General features: G+C 44.2%; 16 protein-coding genes and 1 pseudogene. 8 read left to right on the forward strand and 9 right to left on the reverse strand.

The window, feature by feature from the left end; all coding sequences use genetic code 11:
* The first annotated feature begins 292 nt into the window (after positions 1–292).
* The 5 genes from ACTS60_RS09785 to ACTS60_RS09805 all read left to right on the forward strand — a co-directional run bounded on the left by ACTS60_RS09785 (position 293) and on the right by ACTS60_RS09805 (position 5,425).
* Positions 293–520, forward strand: a complete 228-nt coding sequence (locus ACTS60_RS09785) for a hypothetical protein (RefSeq protein ID WP_440888071.1) — start codon at positions 293–295, stop codon at positions 518–520.
* A 136-nt stretch (positions 521–656) separates the two neighbouring features.
* On the forward strand, positions 657–2,072 hold the full coding sequence (locus tag ACTS60_RS09790) for a TolC family protein (RefSeq protein WP_440888072.1): 1,416 nt from the start codon (positions 657–659) through the stop codon (positions 2,070–2,072).
* Positions 2,073–2,075: 3 nt separating this feature from the next.
* Positions 2,076–3,056 (forward strand): HlyD family secretion protein, encoded by a 981-nt coding sequence (locus ACTS60_RS09795; protein WP_440888073.1) that lies wholly within the window; start codon positions 2,076–2,078, stop codon positions 3,054–3,056.
* 18 nt (positions 3,057–3,074) lie between these two features.
* Complete coding sequence (locus ACTS60_RS09800; protein WP_440888074.1) at positions 3,075–4,277, forward strand: ABC transporter permease; 1,203 nt, start codon at positions 3,075–3,077, stop codon at positions 4,275–4,277.
* Positions 4,274–5,425 (forward strand): ABC transporter permease, encoded by a 1,152-nt coding sequence (locus ACTS60_RS09805; RefSeq protein ID WP_440888075.1) that lies wholly within the window; start codon positions 4,274–4,276, stop codon positions 5,423–5,425. Before ACTS60_RS09800 ends, ACTS60_RS09805 begins: the two co-directional genes overlap by 4 nt.
* A 93-nt stretch (positions 5,426–5,518) precedes the next feature.
* On the opposite strand, the gene ACTS60_RS09810 is transcribed toward ACTS60_RS09805, so the two are convergent.
* The 3 genes from ACTS60_RS09810 to ACTS60_RS09820 all read right to left on the reverse strand — a co-directional run bounded on the left by ACTS60_RS09810 (position 5,519) and on the right by ACTS60_RS09820 (position 8,882).
* Positions 5,519–5,662, reverse strand: coding sequence for a hypothetical protein (locus ACTS60_RS09810; RefSeq protein WP_440888076.1), 144 nt, complete (start codon positions 5,660–5,662; stop codon positions 5,519–5,521).
* Positions 5,663–5,994: 332 nt separating this feature from the next.
* Positions 5,995–7,503, reverse strand: a complete 1,509-nt coding sequence (locus tag ACTS60_RS09815) for a DUF3360 domain-containing protein (RefSeq protein WP_440888077.1) — start codon at positions 7,501–7,503, stop codon at positions 5,995–5,997.
* Between the two features lie 482 nt (positions 7,504–7,985).
* Positions 7,986–8,882: an SDR family oxidoreductase gene (locus ACTS60_RS09820; protein WP_440888078.1), complete on the reverse strand. Its 897-nt coding sequence runs from the start codon at positions 8,880–8,882 to the stop codon at positions 7,986–7,988.
* A 189-nt stretch (positions 8,883–9,071) separates the two neighbouring features.
* Here ACTS60_RS09820 and ACTS60_RS09825 point away from each other — a divergent pair, with 189 nt between their 5' ends.
* Both ACTS60_RS09825 and ACTS60_RS09830 read left to right on the forward strand, forming a co-directional pair.
* Positions 9,072–9,956 (forward strand): LysR family transcriptional regulator, encoded by an 885-nt coding sequence (locus ACTS60_RS09825; protein ID WP_440888079.1) that lies wholly within the window; start codon positions 9,072–9,074, stop codon positions 9,954–9,956.
* Between the two features lie 326 nt (positions 9,957–10,282).
* Positions 10,283–11,269, forward strand: a complete 987-nt coding sequence (locus ACTS60_RS09830; protein ID WP_440888080.1) for a cytochrome-c peroxidase — start codon at positions 10,283–10,285, stop codon at positions 11,267–11,269.
* Positions 11,270–11,325: 56 nt separating this feature from the next.
* On the opposite strand, the gene ACTS60_RS09835 is transcribed toward ACTS60_RS09830, so the two are convergent.
* Complete coding sequence (locus ACTS60_RS09835) at positions 11,326–13,137, reverse strand: hypothetical protein (RefSeq protein ID WP_440888081.1); 1,812 nt, start codon at positions 13,135–13,137, stop codon at positions 11,326–11,328.
* 406 nt (positions 13,138–13,543) lie between these two features.
* Between ACTS60_RS09835 and ACTS60_RS09840 the strand changes: the two genes are divergently transcribed.
* The gene (locus ACTS60_RS09840; protein ID WP_440888082.1) at positions 13,544–13,879 is read left to right on the forward strand and encodes a hypothetical protein; all 336 of its coding nucleotides are present in this window, start codon (positions 13,544–13,546) and stop codon (positions 13,877–13,879) included.
* A gap of 57 nt (positions 13,880–13,936) precedes the next feature.
* On the opposite strand, the gene ACTS60_RS09845 is transcribed toward ACTS60_RS09840, so the two are convergent.
* The 5 genes and pseudogenes from ACTS60_RS09845 to ACTS60_RS09865 all read right to left on the reverse strand — a co-directional run bounded on the left by ACTS60_RS09845 (position 13,937) and on the right by ACTS60_RS09865 (position 19,691).
* Complete coding sequence (locus ACTS60_RS09845) at positions 13,937–15,361, reverse strand: aspartate kinase (protein WP_440888083.1); 1,425 nt, start codon at positions 15,359–15,361, stop codon at positions 13,937–13,939.
* A gap of 87 nt (positions 15,362–15,448) precedes the next feature.
* Complete coding sequence (locus ACTS60_RS09850; RefSeq protein ID WP_005393369.1) at positions 15,449–15,835, reverse strand: ectoine synthase; 387 nt, start codon at positions 15,833–15,835, stop codon at positions 15,449–15,451.
* A gap of 13 nt (positions 15,836–15,848) precedes the next feature.
* Positions 15,849–17,113, reverse strand: a pseudogene (ectB, locus tag ACTS60_RS09855) (diaminobutyrate--2-oxoglutarate transaminase).
* Between the two features lie 37 nt (positions 17,114–17,150).
* The gene (ectA, locus tag ACTS60_RS09860) at positions 17,151–17,684 is read right to left on the reverse strand and encodes a diaminobutyrate acetyltransferase (RefSeq protein ID WP_440888084.1); all 534 of its coding nucleotides are present in this window, start codon (positions 17,682–17,684) and stop codon (positions 17,151–17,153) included.
* A gap of 342 nt (positions 17,685–18,026) precedes the next feature.
* A complete protein-coding gene (locus ACTS60_RS09865) occupies positions 18,027–19,691 on the reverse strand; it encodes a BCCT family transporter (protein ID WP_440888085.1) in 1,665 nt (554 codons plus the stop codon).
* Positions 19,692–20,083 lie beyond the last annotated feature (392 nt).

Consider the following 20,083-nt stretch of genomic DNA (forward strand, 5'->3'; position numbering starts at 1 on the left):
ATCATACATAATTTGCCATCCAAATCTTGAACGTGATCACAGCGGATTTAGCGGTTTTTGAGGCGTTTTTAGATTTTCCGTCGTATACTTTTTAGTCAAGAAGCCTTTTCGAGCTTCGCTTTATTTAAGCAGTCTATTGGAAGTCTATTTAACGCTCAGCACTTGCGTCAGAAATTTGAAGACATATTGATAATTAATACAAATACTGACCGTAGGACAAACACTTAGACACCATCTGCAACTGCAATAACTATAAACAGAGGTGCATTATAGTTAAAAGGAAAGCCAAAACATGGAACGCGATACATTTGGAATTTGCCTGAATAAGGCCATGCTGTCAGAGAATATGTATTCAACGTTTACTCACGTCAGAGCTTATGAAAAGAGCGACACCAGCACATCAGATTTAAGGGTGTTGCTGTCATTTCCACAGATGACTGGTAAAGACTTACTGAATACTATGCGAGGCTCTCGTCAGCTTGAATGGAGAGCAGAATATCACTGCCCTTCGATGAAATAAGATCAATACACCACGCCCGGATAAGTCATCTTTAACCGGGCGCAACATTTATCCAACATTTCTTTTGTCCAATCACTTAACACTTTCTACTGAATACTTTATATTAGAGCTAATACTCTAAAGCAAAGTAGCCACTATGAAACAAACCGGAAAGTTCTGGATTTTGGGCCTTCTCAGCAGCTCAATTTCTCTTGCCTGTCACTCGGCTCCCATCACATTCGATGATGCATGGAATTTGTTGTTAGAAAACAACTATTCCCTTAAAGCGCAACGCGCCAACGTAGAAAGTTATGAATACCAGCAAAGCGCGACAGACAACCTCAACTTACCACAAGTCAGCATCGGCGCGAATTATACGCGTTTGGATACAGACGTGACCCTGTCTGGTCAACAAATTCTCGATAGCACTGGGCAACACATCAGCGTGCCACCCGTTTTCCAACCTATTTTTAGCGCTCTTGCAAATACCACGTCGACAATCACCGAGCGTGACATTTTCTCTTCTTCTATTCGCGCTATTTGGCCTATCTTTACTGGTGGCCGCATCAATGCCGCGCAAACTGCCGCAGAAGGCAAAACCGATGAAGCAAAAAGCCAACTCGCAATGGAGCAGCAAGCTCGCTTTGAAGATCTGTCCAAATACTACTTCTCGGTCGTGCTCGCCAAAGAAGTATTGGCAACGCGCCAAGCGGTAGAGAAAGGCTTAACCAAACACCGTGACTTTGCGATTAAGATGGAAGAACAAGGCCAAATCGCACGCGTTGAACGCCTTCAAGCAGAAGCATCGCTAGATAAAGCGACAGTAGAAACTCGCAAAGCCGCCAGTGACCTTAGCATCGCACAAGCTGCACTAGGCAAAATTCTTGCGCAGAACGACGCTGTGGAACCGTCAGAATCGCTCTTCATTAATAGCAACCTGCCTCCTTTGAATGCTTTTGTTGATCAAACACTGCTAACCTACCCTGGTTTGGATTTATTGAATGCCAAGCACAAACAAGCTTCAAGCTTAATCAAAGCCGAAAAAGGCAAATACTACCCAGAAGTTTACTTATACGGCGATTACAGCCTGTATGAAGACGACTCTCTTGCCAGCCAGATGAAACCGGATTGGCTAGTTGGTGTTGGTGTTAATATCCCGCTGATTGAGTCAACTGGCCGCAGTGAGAAAGTAAAAGCGGCACAAAGCATGGTAACGCAAGTGGATGCATTGAAATCGCAAGCGAAGCAAGACTTATCCCTGCTAGTACAAAAGACCTATCTAGAGGCACAACAAGCTATTGATGAAGTGCAAGGTCTAGAATCTAGCATCGCACTTGCAAACGAGAACCTACGCTTACGCGAAAAAGCCTTCACTCAAGGCTTATCTTCATCTTTGGATGTGGTCGACGCCCAATTGTATGTTGCCAGCGTAGAAACACAGCAATCAGCAGCGCGTTTCCGTTATCTGATTTCTTTAACCAAACTATTAGCACTGAGCAGCGAAATGAACAGTTTCGCTCAATACCAACATTCTGCTTACGTTCCAGCATCAACATCCAAAGAGGCAAAATAAGTCATGGCAGCAAAATCTCTAAAACCCGCTCTACTAACGCTTTGTGCTTTGGGTGTCGCTTCTTGGGTTGGTTATCAGTTCTACCAAGCGTATCAACCTGAGCCCGCTCGCTTACAAGGTTTGATTGAAGCGCAGCAATACAGCATCTCTTCCAAAGTCCCAGGACGTATCGATGAAGTTATGGTACGCAAAGGCGATGAAGTAGAAAAAGGTCAATTGATCTTTACCCTTCACAGCCCAGAAATCGAAGCAAAACTGGAACAAGCGAAGGCTGGTGAAAAAGCGGCTGATGCCTTGGCATTAGAAGCAGAAAAAGGCGCGCGTGAGCAACAAATCCAAGCCGCAAAAGACCAATGGTTGAAAGCGAAAGCGGCGGCTGACTTGATGGAAAAGACTTACCAACGTGTAAACAATCTATATAAAGATGGTGTGGTCGCTGAGCAAAAACGCGATGAAGCAATGACACAATGGCAAGCTTCAAAATACACCGAAAGCGCAGCATTCCAAATGTACAACATGGCAAAAGAAGGCGCACGTAGCGAAACTAAAGTTGCAGCAGCAGAGAAAGCTCGCATGGCGGCTGGCGCAGTAGCGGAAGTAGAGGCGTACGCAAAAGACACACAAATCTACAGCTGGTTTGATGGTGAAGTATCTCAAGTCCTATTACAAAGCGGTGAGCTTGCACCTCAAGGCTTCCCTGTTGTTACCGTTATCGATACACAAGACTCATGGGCAACACTCAACGTACGCGAAGACTTGCTCAAGCACTTCACCAAAGGCACGACATTCAAAGCTTACCTACCAGCGCTGGATAAAGATCTTGAGTTTAAAGTGACTCACGTTGCGGTAATGGGTGACTTTGCAACGTGGCGAGCAACAGACGCATCGAAAGGGTTTGATCTTCGCACTTTCGAGGTCGAAGCTCGCCCTACCCAACCAGAGCCTGAGCTTCGAATGGGCATGAGCGTTGTGGTCGAGCTGTAATCGCGTTGGTTTAAAACTATGACGATTCAAATCTCACAACGACAAATCCTGCGGCGCGATAAGTGGTTGTTATCTTGCCTGACGTGGATGCCGATCTTATTGGCTGTCACTATTTGGGGCGTTTTCTCGGCAGGCATTGCCAGAGATCTCCCAATTGGTGTGGTTGATTTACAGCACTCGCAATTGTCACGCAAGATGATTCAGTCTCTTGATGCCTCTTCCACTCTTTCTGTTGATTACCACTACACCAGTGCAACAGAAGCGAAGAACGCGATGATTGAAGGTGACATCTACGCTTATGCCGTGATACCGCCTCAATTTGATCAAGACATTCTTTTGCATCGCCAACCGCAGTTGTCGGTCTTCTTCAACAGCCAATACATTTTGGTTGCCAAGTTGATCAACTCGGCAGTCGCGCAATCTCAAGGGTATTTTGATGCTCAGCTTGAAGCCATGGGTAACCTAGCAAAAGGCAATACCACGACGCTTGCTGCCATTGGTCAAGCAGTACCGATTTCTACCCAGATTACAGCTCTGTTTAACCGTAACACCAACTACGCTCAGTTCTTGGTCACCGCAATAGTGCCTGCGATCTGGCAAATCTGCGTCGTGGTCAGCACTATTTTGATCCTTGCTGCACACTTTCGTCTGTACGGAAATGGGAACAACAGCTTCGCGTTCTTAGGCGGTCGCCCTTTCACTCGACTAAGCAAAATCCTTGGCCAATATATTCCCGTATTTATGGCTCAAGGCGCACTGTTCTTAGTCTGGTTTTATATGGTGTTGGATTGGCCAATGGAAGGTAGTTACTTAGTGATGTTGTTAGCGCAGTTCGTCACGACCATCGCATGCATCATCATGGGTGCCTTGTTCTTCTTCTTATCGATGGATCCTGCACGCGCGATGAGCTTTGCTGGTGCGTTTACGGCACCGAGCTTCGCGTTTATGGGCATTACCTTCCCGGTTTCAGACATGAATGCTCTAGCCCATGCATGGAGAGGGTTGTTGCCAATTACGCATTACATCGAGGTTCAGGTAGATCAAGCAAGCTACGGCGCAAATGCCGCACAATCTATTGGCTCGTTATGGCCGATGATTGGGTACATTATTCCGCTCTTAATGACGGCAGCGCTCATGGCAAAGCATCGCAACACGGCTTTGAAAAATAACGCATCAAGTGCTGAGAGTAAAAAGGCTGATAATAAACAGGAGGCAGTATGAGCCTGTGGCAATTGATTAAAACAGAACTTCGCTCAGTGATGACCAACCCTGTCGTGGTATTGACCGTCTTTGGTGGCGTGGTGTTTTATTCGTTCTTATACCCGCTTCCGTACGCGCAACAAACGCCGAGAGAACAACCCATTGCGATTGTGAATCTCGATGGTAGCCAAACCAGCTTAAAGCTTGAACGTATGGTAGACGCAACACCACAGGTCAAAGTGGTGACTCGCCTACACACCATTGCTGATGCAAAACAAGCATTCTTAAACCGCGAGATCACAGGCTTCTTGGTGATTCCTGAACACTTCTATAAAGATTTGATGCTCGGCAGCAGCCCTACTTTGGCGTATGCCGCGGATGCATCATACTTCTTGGTGTACGGAACAGTCGTCGAAGGTTTAGCACAAGCTGGTGGTACGCTTGGCGCTCAAGTTAAAGTAAGCAAGATGGTAATCGACGGTGTGCCACTGAGCATGGCAAGCCATGACTACTCCGCAATCAAACTCAACATGAAGCCAACCTTCAACCCAACCATGGGCTACATCGAATACGTGGTGCCAGCGGTATTTGTTTTGATCCTTCAACAAACGTTGATCATGGCAGTCGGCTTACAGACCGGTACTCAGCGTCATGGTCGCGGGTATTGGTCACAAGTGCCAACCGGGGCTTTGCTATTCGCCAGAACCTTGGTCTTCGTCGCTATCTACTATCTACTTAGCGCTTACTACTTTGGCTTTAGCTTCGAACGCTTGAACGTCAACCACATAGCTAACGCAGGTGAGCTACTGACCTTGTTGTTGCCATTCTTGCTTGGTTGTTGTGGTTTAGGTTTGTGGCTCGGTTACTTGTTACCAAGACGCGAGCTCGTGACATTGGTCGTGCTGGTTAGCTCAATGCCATTAATCTTCTTAGCAGGTTTTATTTGGCCAGTTGAGTCGATCCCTGCTCCGCTGCTTTGGTTTGCAGACTTGAGCCCGAGTACTTGGGCAATCAAAGGCTTCTTAGCACTCAACCAGATGGGCGCGACATGGCAGCAAGTGGCAAAACACTGGACCGCACTTTGGGTGCTTACAGTTCTTTGGGGCGGCGTTGCTTACTGGATTGCCAAACGCAATACCAAACCAGTAGTGACAGAAAGCTTAGGTTAACGGCTTTTTATCCAATTAAGAAAGGGGCTCACGTGGCCCCTTTTTGTTTGCGTAGACATTTTAGTGACTCTGTTGAGCGAAAGAATCACTGAGTCATGCTGATTTTTTGTTCTTTCTTTTCGCGTCTAGATATTCTTGATATTTCTTAGAAAACCACTGATGTAAGTGTAGTCCTGTGTTTTTCTTTACCAAGTACGCGATGAACGCCAAGACCAACATACCTATAACTGTACCCATGATGATCACCTACTTTAAACAAGAAACTAATTAAACAGTATGTTAAGCAGCTTATATGAATTGCGATATTTACTACAAATATAGTTTTATCTTAACTGAAGTCAGCGATTTTGATACTGATATGTTTAGCTGCGTGTTGTTATAGCAATTAGTCGCGTGTTGGGTTGCTTTGTTTATTAAAGGCTGGGTATTGGTTTGTTCAAGTTAAAATCATGTTTCAGTTCAATCAACATAGCAAACGTTGGGGCAGAAACGGTTTAGCTCAACAGAACTAAACCGTTTCTATCAGGTTAAAAAGGTTCTTCAAACTCTAAATCGTACTATGAGCGTATCTAACGAAAGCTTGGAATAATCGCTGGAATCCCTGGTAGTAGGCCAACCAACGCCATTACACTCGTTAGCACAACAAACATAATTCCAGGCAATACCCAACGGCTCATTTTACTCAGTTCCCCACTACGCTCTTTACAGCCGACTAAGCCTAAGTTATCTAGCAACATGGTGAGAGACCATCCAAATGCTGGGTTAACGAGCGCTGAAGAAAATACAACAATCGCCGCCGATTGTGTGGTTTTCCCTTCACGTGTCATTTCCATTCCTGCTTCTAACAAAGGAACAAATACACCAACGATTAGTGCAACACAAAGTACAGGTTGCCAGATCGCTAAGTCCATTGGGTAGCCCCAAACAGCAGCGATGATACAAAACAGAGCCGTCAGCAAAGCACCCGCAGGAATCGGGCGTTTAGCAATTGCTGCTGGCACGATGTAAGTCCCCCATGAAGAGGTAAAGTTAGTGCCACCAAGAAGAGAACCAAACGTCTGACGAATAGAAGCAGTGGTCATGGTGTCGTCAATGTTCATATGTACTTTTTCTGTACGCTCTGGATAGCTGATTTTTTGAAACACTTGGTGCCCTAAAAAATCTGGCGACCACATAGCTACGGCCAAAATGGCAAAAGGTAGTACCACCATGAAATGCTCAATCGTCGGTAAACCTAGCATCCAGCCCGTATCTTCCCCCCACCAATACATTGGGTTCATATTGGGTAAGCCTGGCTCGGTTTGAAAAGAAAACGGCGCTCCCATTACAAAAGCTAACGTACCGCCTAGCAAGCAACTAAGAGGGACAGCTAACCAACGCTTACGAAAATGTTCCAACAATGCATATAAAATAATGGTGCAAAAGATCACGACAAAAGCAATGTGGCTCATCCCTATTCCCTCTGCCCAAGCGAACAGCTTTTTCACTTGAGAGACGGTTCCAACAAAGCCAAGGTAGAGTAATAAGCCCCCACACACGCCTTTACTGGTGAGATTTGCCAGCATACTGCCACCTTTACTGATGGCTAACAGTATGCCAAAAGCACCGATCAGCAGACCAAAGGCCATAGGGTGCCCACCAGCTGCAACAACGATAGGAATTAATGGAATGAGTGGGCCGTGTGTACCCGCGAGGTTTGCAGTCGGCAATAGAAAGCCTGAGAAAAGAATAATGAAAACAGAGGCTATCAGTAGTTCATATCGAACGTTTTCTAAAATAAAGCCTTCATTCAGCCCTAGCGCCCCAGCAAAGGTTGCGGCAATGGCTCCCACCATAACCACTTTACCAATGGTCGCGGCCATCGCGGGAATGGTATCTTCCAACTCAAATCGGTAATCTTTAAACGGCAAATTGGGACGCCAGCGTTTAGGCGCCATAATTTGCAGCTCGTGCTCTAAATATTGTTCCCGGGAATCAAATTCCGATCTTGGTTTATGTTGTTGTTCGTAAGTGAGTTCATCCTCACTGACTTGAGGCTTATCTGTTCTTATCTGTACGGACTCTAAAGTGCTGCTCATTGTGATTCCTTTCATTCACACTCTAAGGTGTGTTTTTCCAACCAACGTTATTTACTCACTAAACGAAGATGAAGCGAGTAGTTGACTATATTCTCTTCTACAAGAACTTGGTGACTGATGTTTATGAATCCTTGAAATTCAGTTGCTAGTACCTTATACCAAACGAAAAAATACAAATAGTGTCAGGCAGTTAGACATTAGTCGTAGGTTACGGGCTACCAGCATGAGCTTTGTAATGGAATTCGATAGAACTAGTCCCAAGGTCTATGACGAAAGCGAATGGAAAGACAAGATGTATGGTACTGACGGCAAGCGTAGAATCTGGAGAAAGCTACAGAGGACAACTTCCTCAACTCACCTACACCCTTGAAATCTAGCGATGGCTTACAATCAGTGAAAAAGCGCCTCTTTCTACATCTTAATTTCCCCACTCCAAACAAAAAAAAGGACTCACATGAGTCCCTCTTCTAGTTCAATTTATCTTAGACGTTCGCTAGCTTATGTAGCTCTGCTTTATTCTCCTCAAGCCACGCCTCAAAGCTTTGCGGTTGTTTACCAGTAAGTTGTTCAAATGCTTCACTCGTACCATCTGAATGGTTTCCGCGGTTGTGTTTGTCCATTGTGACGCACAACTCTACGATTGGTGCAGGCAGTTCAAATGACTCAAGCTTCGCTTGGTAATCCTCATCAGATAAGTTCACCATAGTAATCGATGTACCCAGTACTTTATCTATCACTTTAGCCATTTCTGCGTGCGTCATAGATTGCACGCCGTTCATTGGCAATACCACTTTGCCCTGCGCTGGTTTTACTAAAGCAGACGCCGCAGCAAAAGCGAGATCTTTACGTGACAGTTGAGCCGATCGGCCTTCTGCTGCCGACGTCAACCAATAACCTGATTGCAGAATGCTGGCAAAGTACTCGGCCAAGTTTTCAAAATACCAGTTGTTGCGCGTGATGGTGGCATTAGGGATGCTGCTTTGTTTAATCGCATTTTCGGTAGTTTCGTGCTCATGAGCAAACATCACTGGCGAGCTTTCTGCTGAAGGCATGGATGTGTAGGCAATATGGTTCACTCCTACTTTTTCGGCTGCCGATACCGCATTCAAGTGTGCTTGAGTACGAGGACCAGAAGCGTCAATGCTGATCAGTAGCATGCTGTCTGCTCCTTGGAATGCTTTCTCTAATGACTCTGGGCTAGAAAAATCCGCTTCGCGAACATCTACACCTTGGCTTGCTAACGCTTGTAGTTTATCTGCGTTACGAGTGGTCACAATCAATTGGCTTGGTTGAACATTTAGGTCTTCAAGCAATGCTTTTACTACTTGTGAACCTAGTTTACCTGATGCGCCTGTTACTAGAATTTTGCGATCTGACATGATGGTTTCTCCATTCAATTCTTACATTATTTCTTTCTGAATAAGGCGAAAATGACCAAGCTGTTTTGGCTTCCCGCTGTCGATGGAGACACTATATCGTTTGATGATTGATAGATAATTAGCCTTTGATTAAACTAATTGTTTATTGTAGATAAACAATTACAAGTAATTTTTTGGAAAGTAATCGGTATGATCTCACTCGATGACATGATGGTCTTTGCTAAAGTGGCAGAGAAACAATCCTTTACTCAAGCAGCGGACGATCTTGATATTGGCAAGGCGCGCGTCTCGCAGATCGTCTCTAAGCTCGAACAAGCGCTGAATACTCGCCTGTTGCATCGCACCACTCGCTCGCTTTCGTTGACTGACGCTGGGTTACGTTACTACGAGAAATGCAAACTGATTGGTGATATCGCCTCAGAAGCGAATGCGGAAACACAAGATGCCAATCAAATCCCAAGCGGTACGATTCGAATCTCCACACCCAGCTCCGCGATGGTGGATATATTGAGTGAGTTCTTACATCTCTATCCGGAAATCAAACTCGATATTATTGAGAGTGACAGTTATAGCAACCTGATTGAATCTCGTTGTGATATTGCACTGCGTGCCTCCTCTGCCCTTGAAGATTCGAGTTTATACGCGGTTAAGCTTGGCTACTTCCGAGATATGCTTTGTGCGACGCCAATCTATCTAAGCAAGGTCAAAACGGTATCCACACCCGAAGATCTTTTAGCGCTGGATTGGATTAGCCACCATATCGTTCACGGTGATAAGCAGCTTACGATGACCAATAGCAAAGGTCAGGTGACACGTTTGATTCACAGTCCAAAAGTGCAAGTGAGAACCGCTGCGACAGTCAAAGAATTTGTTTTGAATCATCTTGGGTTTGCCATCATGCCAAGCTTTATGATGAAAGAAGAATTAGCGCGAGGAGATCTTCTTCGTATCCTACCCGATGTGCACGATTTAGAGATTCCGATTTATGCGGTGTACCAAGAGAAAGCCCTGATGCCGTTACGAGTACGAACACTGATTGAGTTCTTAAGACAAAAGACTGATGCGTTTCAGTAATACCATGTCTCGCAAAGGGAAATATTGTTAACACCATCACACTGAGAGGTTTGCAGAATCCAATTGCATAATTGACCTAAGTCAACGAACCATTCGTTTATATTCTTTACATATTTGTAAATAAAAAGTGAATACCAGCATCAAAAGCAAGCAAAATCAAATTGTGCAAACTTTGTTCGCTGTTAACATCGTTTTTTGCCATAAAAACCATCGCTTTTTTGCGTTTTATAGATAAAAACGATTGCTATACCGTGACTTCCAGAGCGTACCAACACGAAGTACGCCGCCCTAGTGAGAGTGAAAAATCACTTAAAAAGGAAGTTATTATGAAAACTCTTATAGCAGTGAGCGTCTTGTCAGTGCTGTCTTTCAGTGCCTATGCAGAGCGCCAATCCGCAGAACCCATTAAGGTGATTGAACCTGTTGCTGGGCTTGACGCGAAAAAGGTAGAACTGGGTAAAACGCTATGGTTTGAGCCTCGTCTATCCGCCTCAAACACTATCTCTTGTAACTCTTGCCATAACATCGCAAAAGGTGGCGTCGATAACTTGCCAAGCTCCATTGGTCATAAATGGGCGATTGGTCCTATCAACTCACCAACGGTGTTTAACTCGGATTTGAACTTTGTTCAATTCTGGAATGGACGCGCCAAAGATTTGCAAGAACAAGCTGCCGGTCCAATCGAGAACCCACTCGAAATGGCTTTTAGCCACCAGCTTGCGATCAACACACTTAAGTCAATCCCTCAATATCGCGAGTGGTTTAAACAAGCCTACGGCAGTGAGACGATCACGATTGATAACGTGACTGACGCTATTGCGACATTTGAGCAGACTTTACGCACGCCAAACGCGCCGTTCGATCTTTGGTTGAAAGGTGACGACAACGCACTAACAACAGCACAAGTCGAAGGCTATAACCTGTTCAAAGCGAAAGGTTGTACTGCGTGTCACAGCGGCCCATTGGCTGGCGGGCAAATGTACCAAAAAATGGGCTTAGTGAAGCCATTTGCAACAGACAACCCAGACATAGGGCGCAAAGCGATCACGGGGAATGATTTCGATAAGTTTGTGTTTAAAGTACCGACACTGCGTAACATCGAACTCACCTACCCGTACTTCCACGACGGCTCTGTTTGGGATCTAGAAGAAGCAGTAGCAATGATGGCTGACCTTCAGCTTGGTCAGAAGCTGACGAAAGAGGAATCGGTTAAAATCACTGAATTCTTACGTTCGTTGACCGGTGATCAACCAGAGGTGACTCTTCCTCACCTACCTCCTTCAACTAACGAGACGGCACGCCCGAATATCTAAAGATAGACATTTTAAATACACAAACCGAGCAACTGCTCGGTTTGTTATTCATCAATTTAGTTCAAAGGGGTGACGCTATCACTAGAAACTAAGTAGTTATTGATGACTCGTCCATATGGATCAAATGCAGTGTGAAAAATTCGAACCACATCATCACTTGGCGAAGAAGTAACTTCTGTCTTACCGGTCTCGATATTCATTCTCGTACCAACGCCAACATGGTTGGGGAAAAATACATACAGATCACCTTCAACCACAAATTTGTCATCACGTTGCCAATCATATAAAAACGACGCCTTAGAGCCATTAACATCGACTAGCTTAGCTAGATACGGTCCCATAGCTTCTTTGCCCTCTGGCGGTTGAGTTAAATAAATGGTTTTAGATAATTGATGATCAGAATATACGTAAGTCACGGTGTACGCTTTATTCAGAGCAATATCATCCTTCCCTAACTCAATTGGGTATCCGTCTAAAAGACCACTAACTCTGTTATGGCTATCAACTAAGTGACAAGTGTTATCTGAAGGCTCACGATATATTTTGTCTAATTTAATCTCCGCATTCGTCGGAGAGGTAACCGTGACATATTGTAGCCCTGGAAATACCTCATTTAATGAAGGTAGACTGTCAATAAATTCTTCAGAACCCCATTGCCAATGACCTCTGTCTAGACTGATTGTACAATCGCTTGATGAAAGGAAACCCGTTGCTTCGAAAACCCATCTAAACTCGTCTTGCGGATACCAGTTGTATTCGCTTGGCGCTGCATTGAGCTTGTATAGCGCATAGAAAGAAGTCGGAAATGGCTTGTCATCACCTAGGAATTTCAACTCACCATCGACAAACTCAAACCATGCTTGATCTCTAGAAATGCTAGATGCAGTGCTTGCTTCAAAGGCAGTAGTATAGCCAAGCAGGTACTGCTGTGTTTCAGGTCGACTTTCAAGGATAATTAGGTCACGGTAACGCTGTAGGTTTGGATTATTCTCTGCTGGTAAAATATCGAAGTAACGTTCGTGTAATGACTGATAATTGCTTCCGAACCAATGGGCATTGGGAGAAAGGAGAGATTCAAAAGCAACCTTATCCTCTCTCAACAGAATCATTTCTTCTAATATTTCACTAGCTCTATGAATGACTTTCAAATCGCGACTTAACGGTTCAATATCACTACCGGAAGGAATTAGTGAATAATTAGACCAAGATTCTTTATAAGAGAGTTCAACAGAATAGTTCTTATTAGGTATATAAGTTATTACCGCCCTATCAGTTTTGTATTCTACATCTAGTGTAGAAAGCACACTGTCTAAATTGGTAAAGTCTGCCTTATACTGTTCCGACAAGAAGTTCACATTAACTTCCACTCCTGCAGCAATCAATAACGGCTCAATAACTTTAACCAACTCACTTTGTGCATTTTCTATTGCGTCTTTCGTAAACAGGTTTTTATACGTATCGAAGTTATCAAATGTCAAATCGGCATCCACACCCGTAACTTTACTTACAATGAGTCTTGTTAAAGCAGATAGATTCACTCGTGAGTCATTGTTATCAAGCAATAAGGAGTATTCAACATTAGACTCGATACCATGAAAGCCTGTTATCTTAAGCAACACTGGATACTCAATCTCATCGGCATTCTGTATCGAAAATACGCCATCTTTAACAACATTGATAACATCATGCCCAAATAGCGCTTTTGGAGAATCACTAAAGGTCACATGCCCTTTTATCGCACCCCCATTAGAAGCTAGACCATTTATCGTTCTATGTTCAGCCTCAACTTCGTTATTCTTTGACTCAGTACCACAACCCGCCAAAGCCATTAACATTAGCGCACAAACTGACTTATTATTTAAACTCATAGTTAATTTCATAAAATCTTAAAAAGCTCACTGTTTTAAACAGTAAAAAGGGGCGCGCATTCTATATCATCAATACACCTACAGATAGAAAATAAAAGTTTTTAATTTGACAAATTACATTTATCAAATTAAAAGTTTTGAGTGATTAAAAATAGAGCTTGTTCTTATTTAATAACCTTTAGGCATTCTTTTTATTAAAAAATCAAACTTAACAAACCGTCTCATCTAGCAAACATAAGGCTTTTTCAGCTTAACCTTCATACTGCCCCCCTAACCGTTGCATACCTCATCGCATGCGCTCACCCTACTTTTATTAAGAAATACAATGTAATTGAATCTTTTTGTACGAACTTCCAATAATATGTCGATTCGTTGGATTAAGTTCGAGGTCTAAGGATAGAGCAAGATGGGATTCAAAACTGTTCAAACACAATCACATTATGTCGATGGCATACTCGTCACGGCAGAATATCACCGCCTGTCGACGAGATTTACCTTGCGAATTGGCGAAGAGATCCTCTATTCAAAACGGCTTTATGCTATTGCGTTTAGAAATACCCCAATGACCATTAACAACCAGTGTTATCGTGTTAAGGTTATTTGGTGCTTAATTTGGCGAGCAAGGTTAACTAAAGACGGCACTGTGGTGATAGAAGAACTGATTGATAAACGACGCTCAAAGTCATTATTTACTCTTGTGTTCTCCACTATCATGCGAAGTTTAAAGTATGTATTCAGTTAAGCAGTTTCAAATAGCGATTAGCCACATTTGAAACTGCATTATGATCAGGCAAGTCGATCAAGCGACATTCACCGACTTATTTGCATTGCTGTCTTGTTCAAAGAACTCTTCATGTAGTGCACAAATCGCTTCTTTATACTCGTCGTCACTCACAACAAACTGAACGTTAACGTTTCTCATTGATGAATGGAGAGCAATGGGTGTCACTCCTTGATTCATCAAGGCTAACACGCCTTTCGCTAGTGTTTTGTTAGTATCAATTTGAGAGCCAATGACAGAAATCAGCGCAACCATTTTACCGGTAATTGAAGCTCGGGGATGGCGTTTTTCTGCCTTGTAGAGCACTTTGTTTAAACTATCGATGCTGCCACCTAGGTAATAAGTGATTGAGTTTGCATTCATTTCTTTACCAATAAGATTAACGCGAGCATCGGCAATGATTTCCATCAGTTCGTAACTGACATTGTCCATTTTTCCAACCATGGTTTGGTCAAATAAGTGAAGCGCAAATACCTTCTGTTTTCCTGCGATAATTTCAATGCGGTCACTCTCAGGACGGTAATCAGCTGAGATTAGAGTGCCTTTGTGCTCAGGTTCAAAGGTATTTTTGATCTGCAATTCAATACCACTTTCTCGTAAACCCGCCGCCGCATTTGGGTGAATCGCTTCCATGCCAAGATTTGCCAATTGATCGGCTACATCGTAATTGGTAAATCCGATGGGATTAACGCTGTCGACTCCTACAACTCTTGGGTCGGCAGAGCTTAAGTGGTATTCCTTATGAATAATCGCTAAATCCGCTTTGGTTGTTGCGGCAATTCGGCTGAAGGTCATCTCACTGTAACCACGATCATAGGTATGCATTAACCCTTCTTTGCAGTACGCATAACCCGTCACGATTGGTAGCTCTTGAGTCACATCGATCTCTTCAAACGCTTCACGTATCGTCTCATCTAAACTGCGAGGTTGTTGGTTATCCCAACCAGAAAGATCGACAAATTTAGCGTTGATTCCCATATTTTTGAGCTTTAACGCGGTGTTATAAGCGCTATGCGCTTCACCAATTGAAGAGAGAAACTCGCGGATCTGCGGTAAATAGTGACGCAGAGAAAACTGTCCATATTGACAAGTTTCTAGGATGTTAGTGACACATGTTTTTGCTTCCGCAATTCGAGAACGAATGAACTTATCCGCTCGCATTCTATTCATCGGATCAGCAAAGATGTGTTCATTCGTCAATAGCATTCGGCTTTCAACATAGGCTAAAGCGTCTTGCCACGCTTCATCTCGCTTAGCGATAAGCTGATAGACACCTGGTTTACTGGTCTTTTTGCATTCCAATAGAGCATCTGTCATTCCACCATAAGCAGAAACAACAAAAATTCGGTTATATGGGTTTTGTGGACGAAGGAGGATGTTGTCGAGTACAGCATCGAACGCTGTCATCGAAGTACCACCGATCTTTTCTACGGTAAATGTCATGAAGGGGCCTTAATGATTGGTCATTTGAAAGAAAGGAAAAAGAAAGGGGTGAATTTTCACCCCGTTTCAAGCATTTGAAGAGAGCGACTAGTCTACCAAGGGATAAACGCCATTCTCATCATGCACTTCCGCACCGGTGATTGGCGGGTTGAACACACACGCCATGACCATTTCTTTGTTTTTATAGGCACGTAGGTAGTGCTCGTCATGTTTGTCTAGGATGTACAGCGTACCCGGTTTGATTGGGTAAGTTTCGCCACCGACGACTTCAATCTCCCCTTCTCCACTCATGCAGAATACCGACTCAAGATGGTTCTGATAATGAATATGTGTTTCGGTGCCTTCGTATATCGTCGTGATATGGAATGAGAAGCCCATGTTGTCGTCTTTCAGTAACATACGGACACTTTCCCAGTTATCAGACACAACTCGTCTTTCGCTATTGCGACACTCATCGAGTGTTCTAACGATCATAATTCTTTCCTTGCTATGATGCTTGTTTGAAATGTTTGCTTGCGATGGCTTCAACCGAGCCCTCGAAGATATTAAGCCCTTGAGTGAGTTCGGCTTCAGAAATGGTCAATGGGCAGAAGAACTTCACCACTTCATCATTTGGTCCTGCGGTTTCGATCACCATCCCGCTCTCAAAACACGCTTTTGCAATATCAGCAGAAATTTCACCGTTCTTACACTCAATGCCGATCATCATGCCGCGACCTTTACACTGAACAAACAACTCAGGGAATCGTGAACGGAGCGTTGAATGACTTCTTCAACCATGTTTGAACAGCGCTTAATGTGCACCTCAAAGCAGTCGTTTGACCAGTATGTTTCGAGTGCTTTAGCTGCTGTGACAAACGCGTGATTATTCCCGCGAAATGTGCCGTTGTGCTCGCCTGGTTTCCATTTGTCCAACTCAGGTTTTAGCAAAACAATCGCCATTGGCAGACCATAACCACCGATGGATTTCGACAGCGTTACCATATCTGGCTTAATGCCCGATGGCTCAAAACTAAAGAATGTGCCTGTTCGACCACAGCCAGCTTGGATGTCATCAACAATTAATAAAATATCGTGAGCTTTGCACAGCTTACTTAGTCGTTGCAGCCACTCGTTGGACGCGACATTCAAACCGCCCTCACCTTGCACCGTTTCAAGTAGAACCGCCGCTGGCTTGTCCATACCTGCCGAGTTGTCAGTCAGCATGGTTTCAAACAATTTCAAACCATCAATGCCTGCATAACCTTCAAATGGAATTCGCGTGACATTGTTTAAGCTTGAGCCCGCGCCTTGGCGATGGTGTTGATTACCCGTTGCTGCAAGTGCGCCTGCAGTACAGCCATGAAAACCATTGGTGAATGCAACAATGCTGCTACGACCCGTTACTTTTTTCGCCAGCTTGATGGCCGCTTCAACGGCGTTGGTACCCGTTGGACCTGTGAATTGAACTTTGTAATCCAGCGCTCTTGGTTGGAGAATATACTGATTTAGCGCTTCAAGAAAGGCGGCTTTGGCTTCTGAATGCATGTCCAAGCCGTGTGTAATGCCATCCATTTCAATGTACTCAAGCAGTGCTTGCTTAAGTACTGGATTGTTATGTCCATAATTGAGAGATCCCGCTCCAGCAAGGAAATCAAGGTAACGCTCACCTTGCTCTGTTTCTAGCCAACTGCCTTTTGCTCGACGAAAAACGACCGGGAAACTGTTTGAGTATGAACGTACGTTGGATTCCTGCTTTTTAAAAATATCCATGATAAGACCGTTATTTGATTCCTATTGGTTAGTGGGTTTATTTGAGGGGGATACGATACAAATATTCCGTATCGTGTTTACCTTTAAAGTGTTTGTCTTCGTCCAAGAAAGTGCTTACTTCGCCAGCATTACCATTTTGCGTATCGAGCTTTTTAAATAACGCCCAAGACGCGTCGTTTGACTTGGTGATCGTGGTTTCAATAGCGTTGACACTCTCGAGACCTTCTCGGTCGAGTAAGTTGCTGAGCATTTTGAAAGCCAACCCATTGCCTCTAAACCGCGGCGCAACGGCGACTTGCCAAATGAATAGCACGTTAGTCTCACCAGGCTTCTGATAACCAGAAATGAAACCGGCAGTCTCACCTTTGTGCTCAACTAAAACACAGGTTTTGCTGAAATGGCTAGATTGGAGGAAATTACAATATGAAGAGTTCATATCGAGCGGTGGACAATCTGCGATCAAACCATAAATATCGTCGCCATCAGACACGACGGGTTCACGAAAAATCCATTTTTTGCTTGGGTCTTCTCCAATTTCTGGATACATCACCCAAGGGGCTGAGGTAATCATGTGTAGATACATATCCTTCGTGCACTAATTAAATTTCCTTTTTATTATGCGCATTGATAGTGCATAGAAATCAAACCAATCGGCTTTAAATAGCTACTTTTTTGATCTAGATCGCACTAAGGTAAAGTGCAGATGACTTTGAAAATAGTTTGAACTCTAATGTATTTATAGGGTTGAGAATATTTTAAGGCAGACGAGCCGCACATTGTCGGTGTTGTGGCCAACGAAATGCTTTGAACAGGAAGAAAGTCGTAGCCAATTTCTGGCTAGATATGAAAAATTCAGAATAGAAAACGGCACGTTGAGACGTGCCGTTTTTAGTTGTTATGAAAGAAGCTTAAATTACGCTTTTGCTTTCTTCATTGATTTTGATGTTGGGCGAGGCTCATCCATCAAACCTTTCACTAGAGATACCGTTGCAACCAACAATACGATAGTGAATGGCAGACCGGTTGTTACTGCCATCGCTTGTGCAGCCGCTAGACCACCACCCAGCATCAGCGCGATTGCTACTAAGCCTTCGAATGTACACCAGAACACACGTTGAGGTGTTGGTGCGTCTACTTTACCACCTGCTGCGATCGTATCAATTACTAGCGAGCCAGAGTCTGCGGAAGTGATGAAGAACACCACAACCAGAATAATACCTACGATAGAGGTGATTTGAGACAGTGGCATTACGTCTAGCATCGCGAACAGCTTAAGGGGAAGCTCAGCGTCAAATACTGCTTGGTAACCATCGTTCACATACTGGCTGATTGCCGTACCACCAAATGCCGTCATCCATAATACACACACAGTTGATGGGATCAGGATTACACACACGATGAACTCACGAACTGAACGACCACGAGAGACACGCGCAATGAACATACCCACGAATGGTGACCATGAAATCCACCACGCCCAGTAGAACGCAGTCCAACCTTGAGAGTAGTTCACGTCTTCACGACCAAAAGGCATTGAAAGCGCAGGAACGTTCGCAAGGTAAGACATGATATTTTCAAAGAAACCAGTCATGATTGCCAATGTTGGACCCACGATAATCACGAACAATAGCAATAGTGCCGCCAAACCCATGTTGATTTCAGACAGGCGTTTAACACCGCTATCCAAACCAGCGACTACCGAGATCAACGCTAGTGCTGTAATGATCACGATAAGCACAACTTGGGTAGTTTCTGTCATCGGGATACCGAAAAGGAAGTTCAAACCCGTTGCCGCTTGTGATGCACCGTAGCCAAGAGAAGTAGCAAGACCGAATACCGTCGCAACAACAGCAAGAATATCAATCACATGGCCAGTCCACCCCCAAACGCGCTCACCAAAAAGAGGATAAAAAATTGAACGCATCGTTAGAGGCAAGCCTTTATTAAACGAGAAGATTGCCAAACCAAGCGCCAATAGTGCGTAGATTGACCAAGGGTGAAGTGCCCAGTGGTAAATCGTTGCTGCCATGCCCAGTGCAGATGCCGCCGATGTATCCCCTTCCGCTGCGCCTAGTGGAGCCCAGTCAGTACGAACACCATTCTCTACATTCACGCCACCCAGTGCAGCACTAAAGTGAGACATAGGTTCCGATACACCGAAGAATACCAGGCCGATACCCATACCAGCAGCGAATAACATCGCTAACCAGCCTGCGTAAGTGTAGTCTGGTGTTGCTTCTGTACCACCGATACGAACGCGACCAAGTGGTGTTACGATCAGGATCAAACACACCACGACAAACACGTTGCCCGCAGATAGGAAGAACCAATCAAGGTTAGATACAAGCCAACCGCGTAAACCCGCGAAAAACGGCTCAACTTGTTGTCTGAAAGTCAGTGTTAACACTACGAACAGGATGATCGACATACCTGAAATAGCGAACACACGGTTGTGAATATCAAGTCCGAAAGGACCTACTTTTAGCGCGACGTTATCCTGACCAATCTGGTAATCAGTATCGATTGGGTTCACTTTACCGTCGGGGCGTTGAATACCGCCATTGTTGTCGGTGCTCACGATTTATCTCCTTAAAATACGTGACCAAATTAAAATCTGTGTAGGACTTTGAGTGATGGCTTTCTTGCGTCACTTACTGCAAAGCTTATGTGCGACTATTACGTCGCTTTTAGAAGGGTTGCTCTACTTGGGGAGTTTAACGTTAATCGCCCTGATATCGCATTGCATTTTGTTATCAGGACGACTAATTGTTTTTATTGTTAAAGCTCAGGGTCTGTTGACCTTTTGCGGTTAAATTTTGTTCGAGATAAAAGCGTTTTAATCGCGGCGAGAGGTTTGTAGCCTAGTTATTCTAAGCAAAATCCTCTCAACAAAGAGTAAAACGCTTTTAGCCGAACCCTTCGGGCAGCGTTTGTGGCTCCTTTCTACTGCGTTATCGGCTTATCAGGTAG

This window comes from Vibrio sp. WZ-1, assembly GCF_052037695.1.
GTDB lineage: Bacteria > Pseudomonadota > Gammaproteobacteria > Enterobacterales > Vibrionaceae > Vibrio.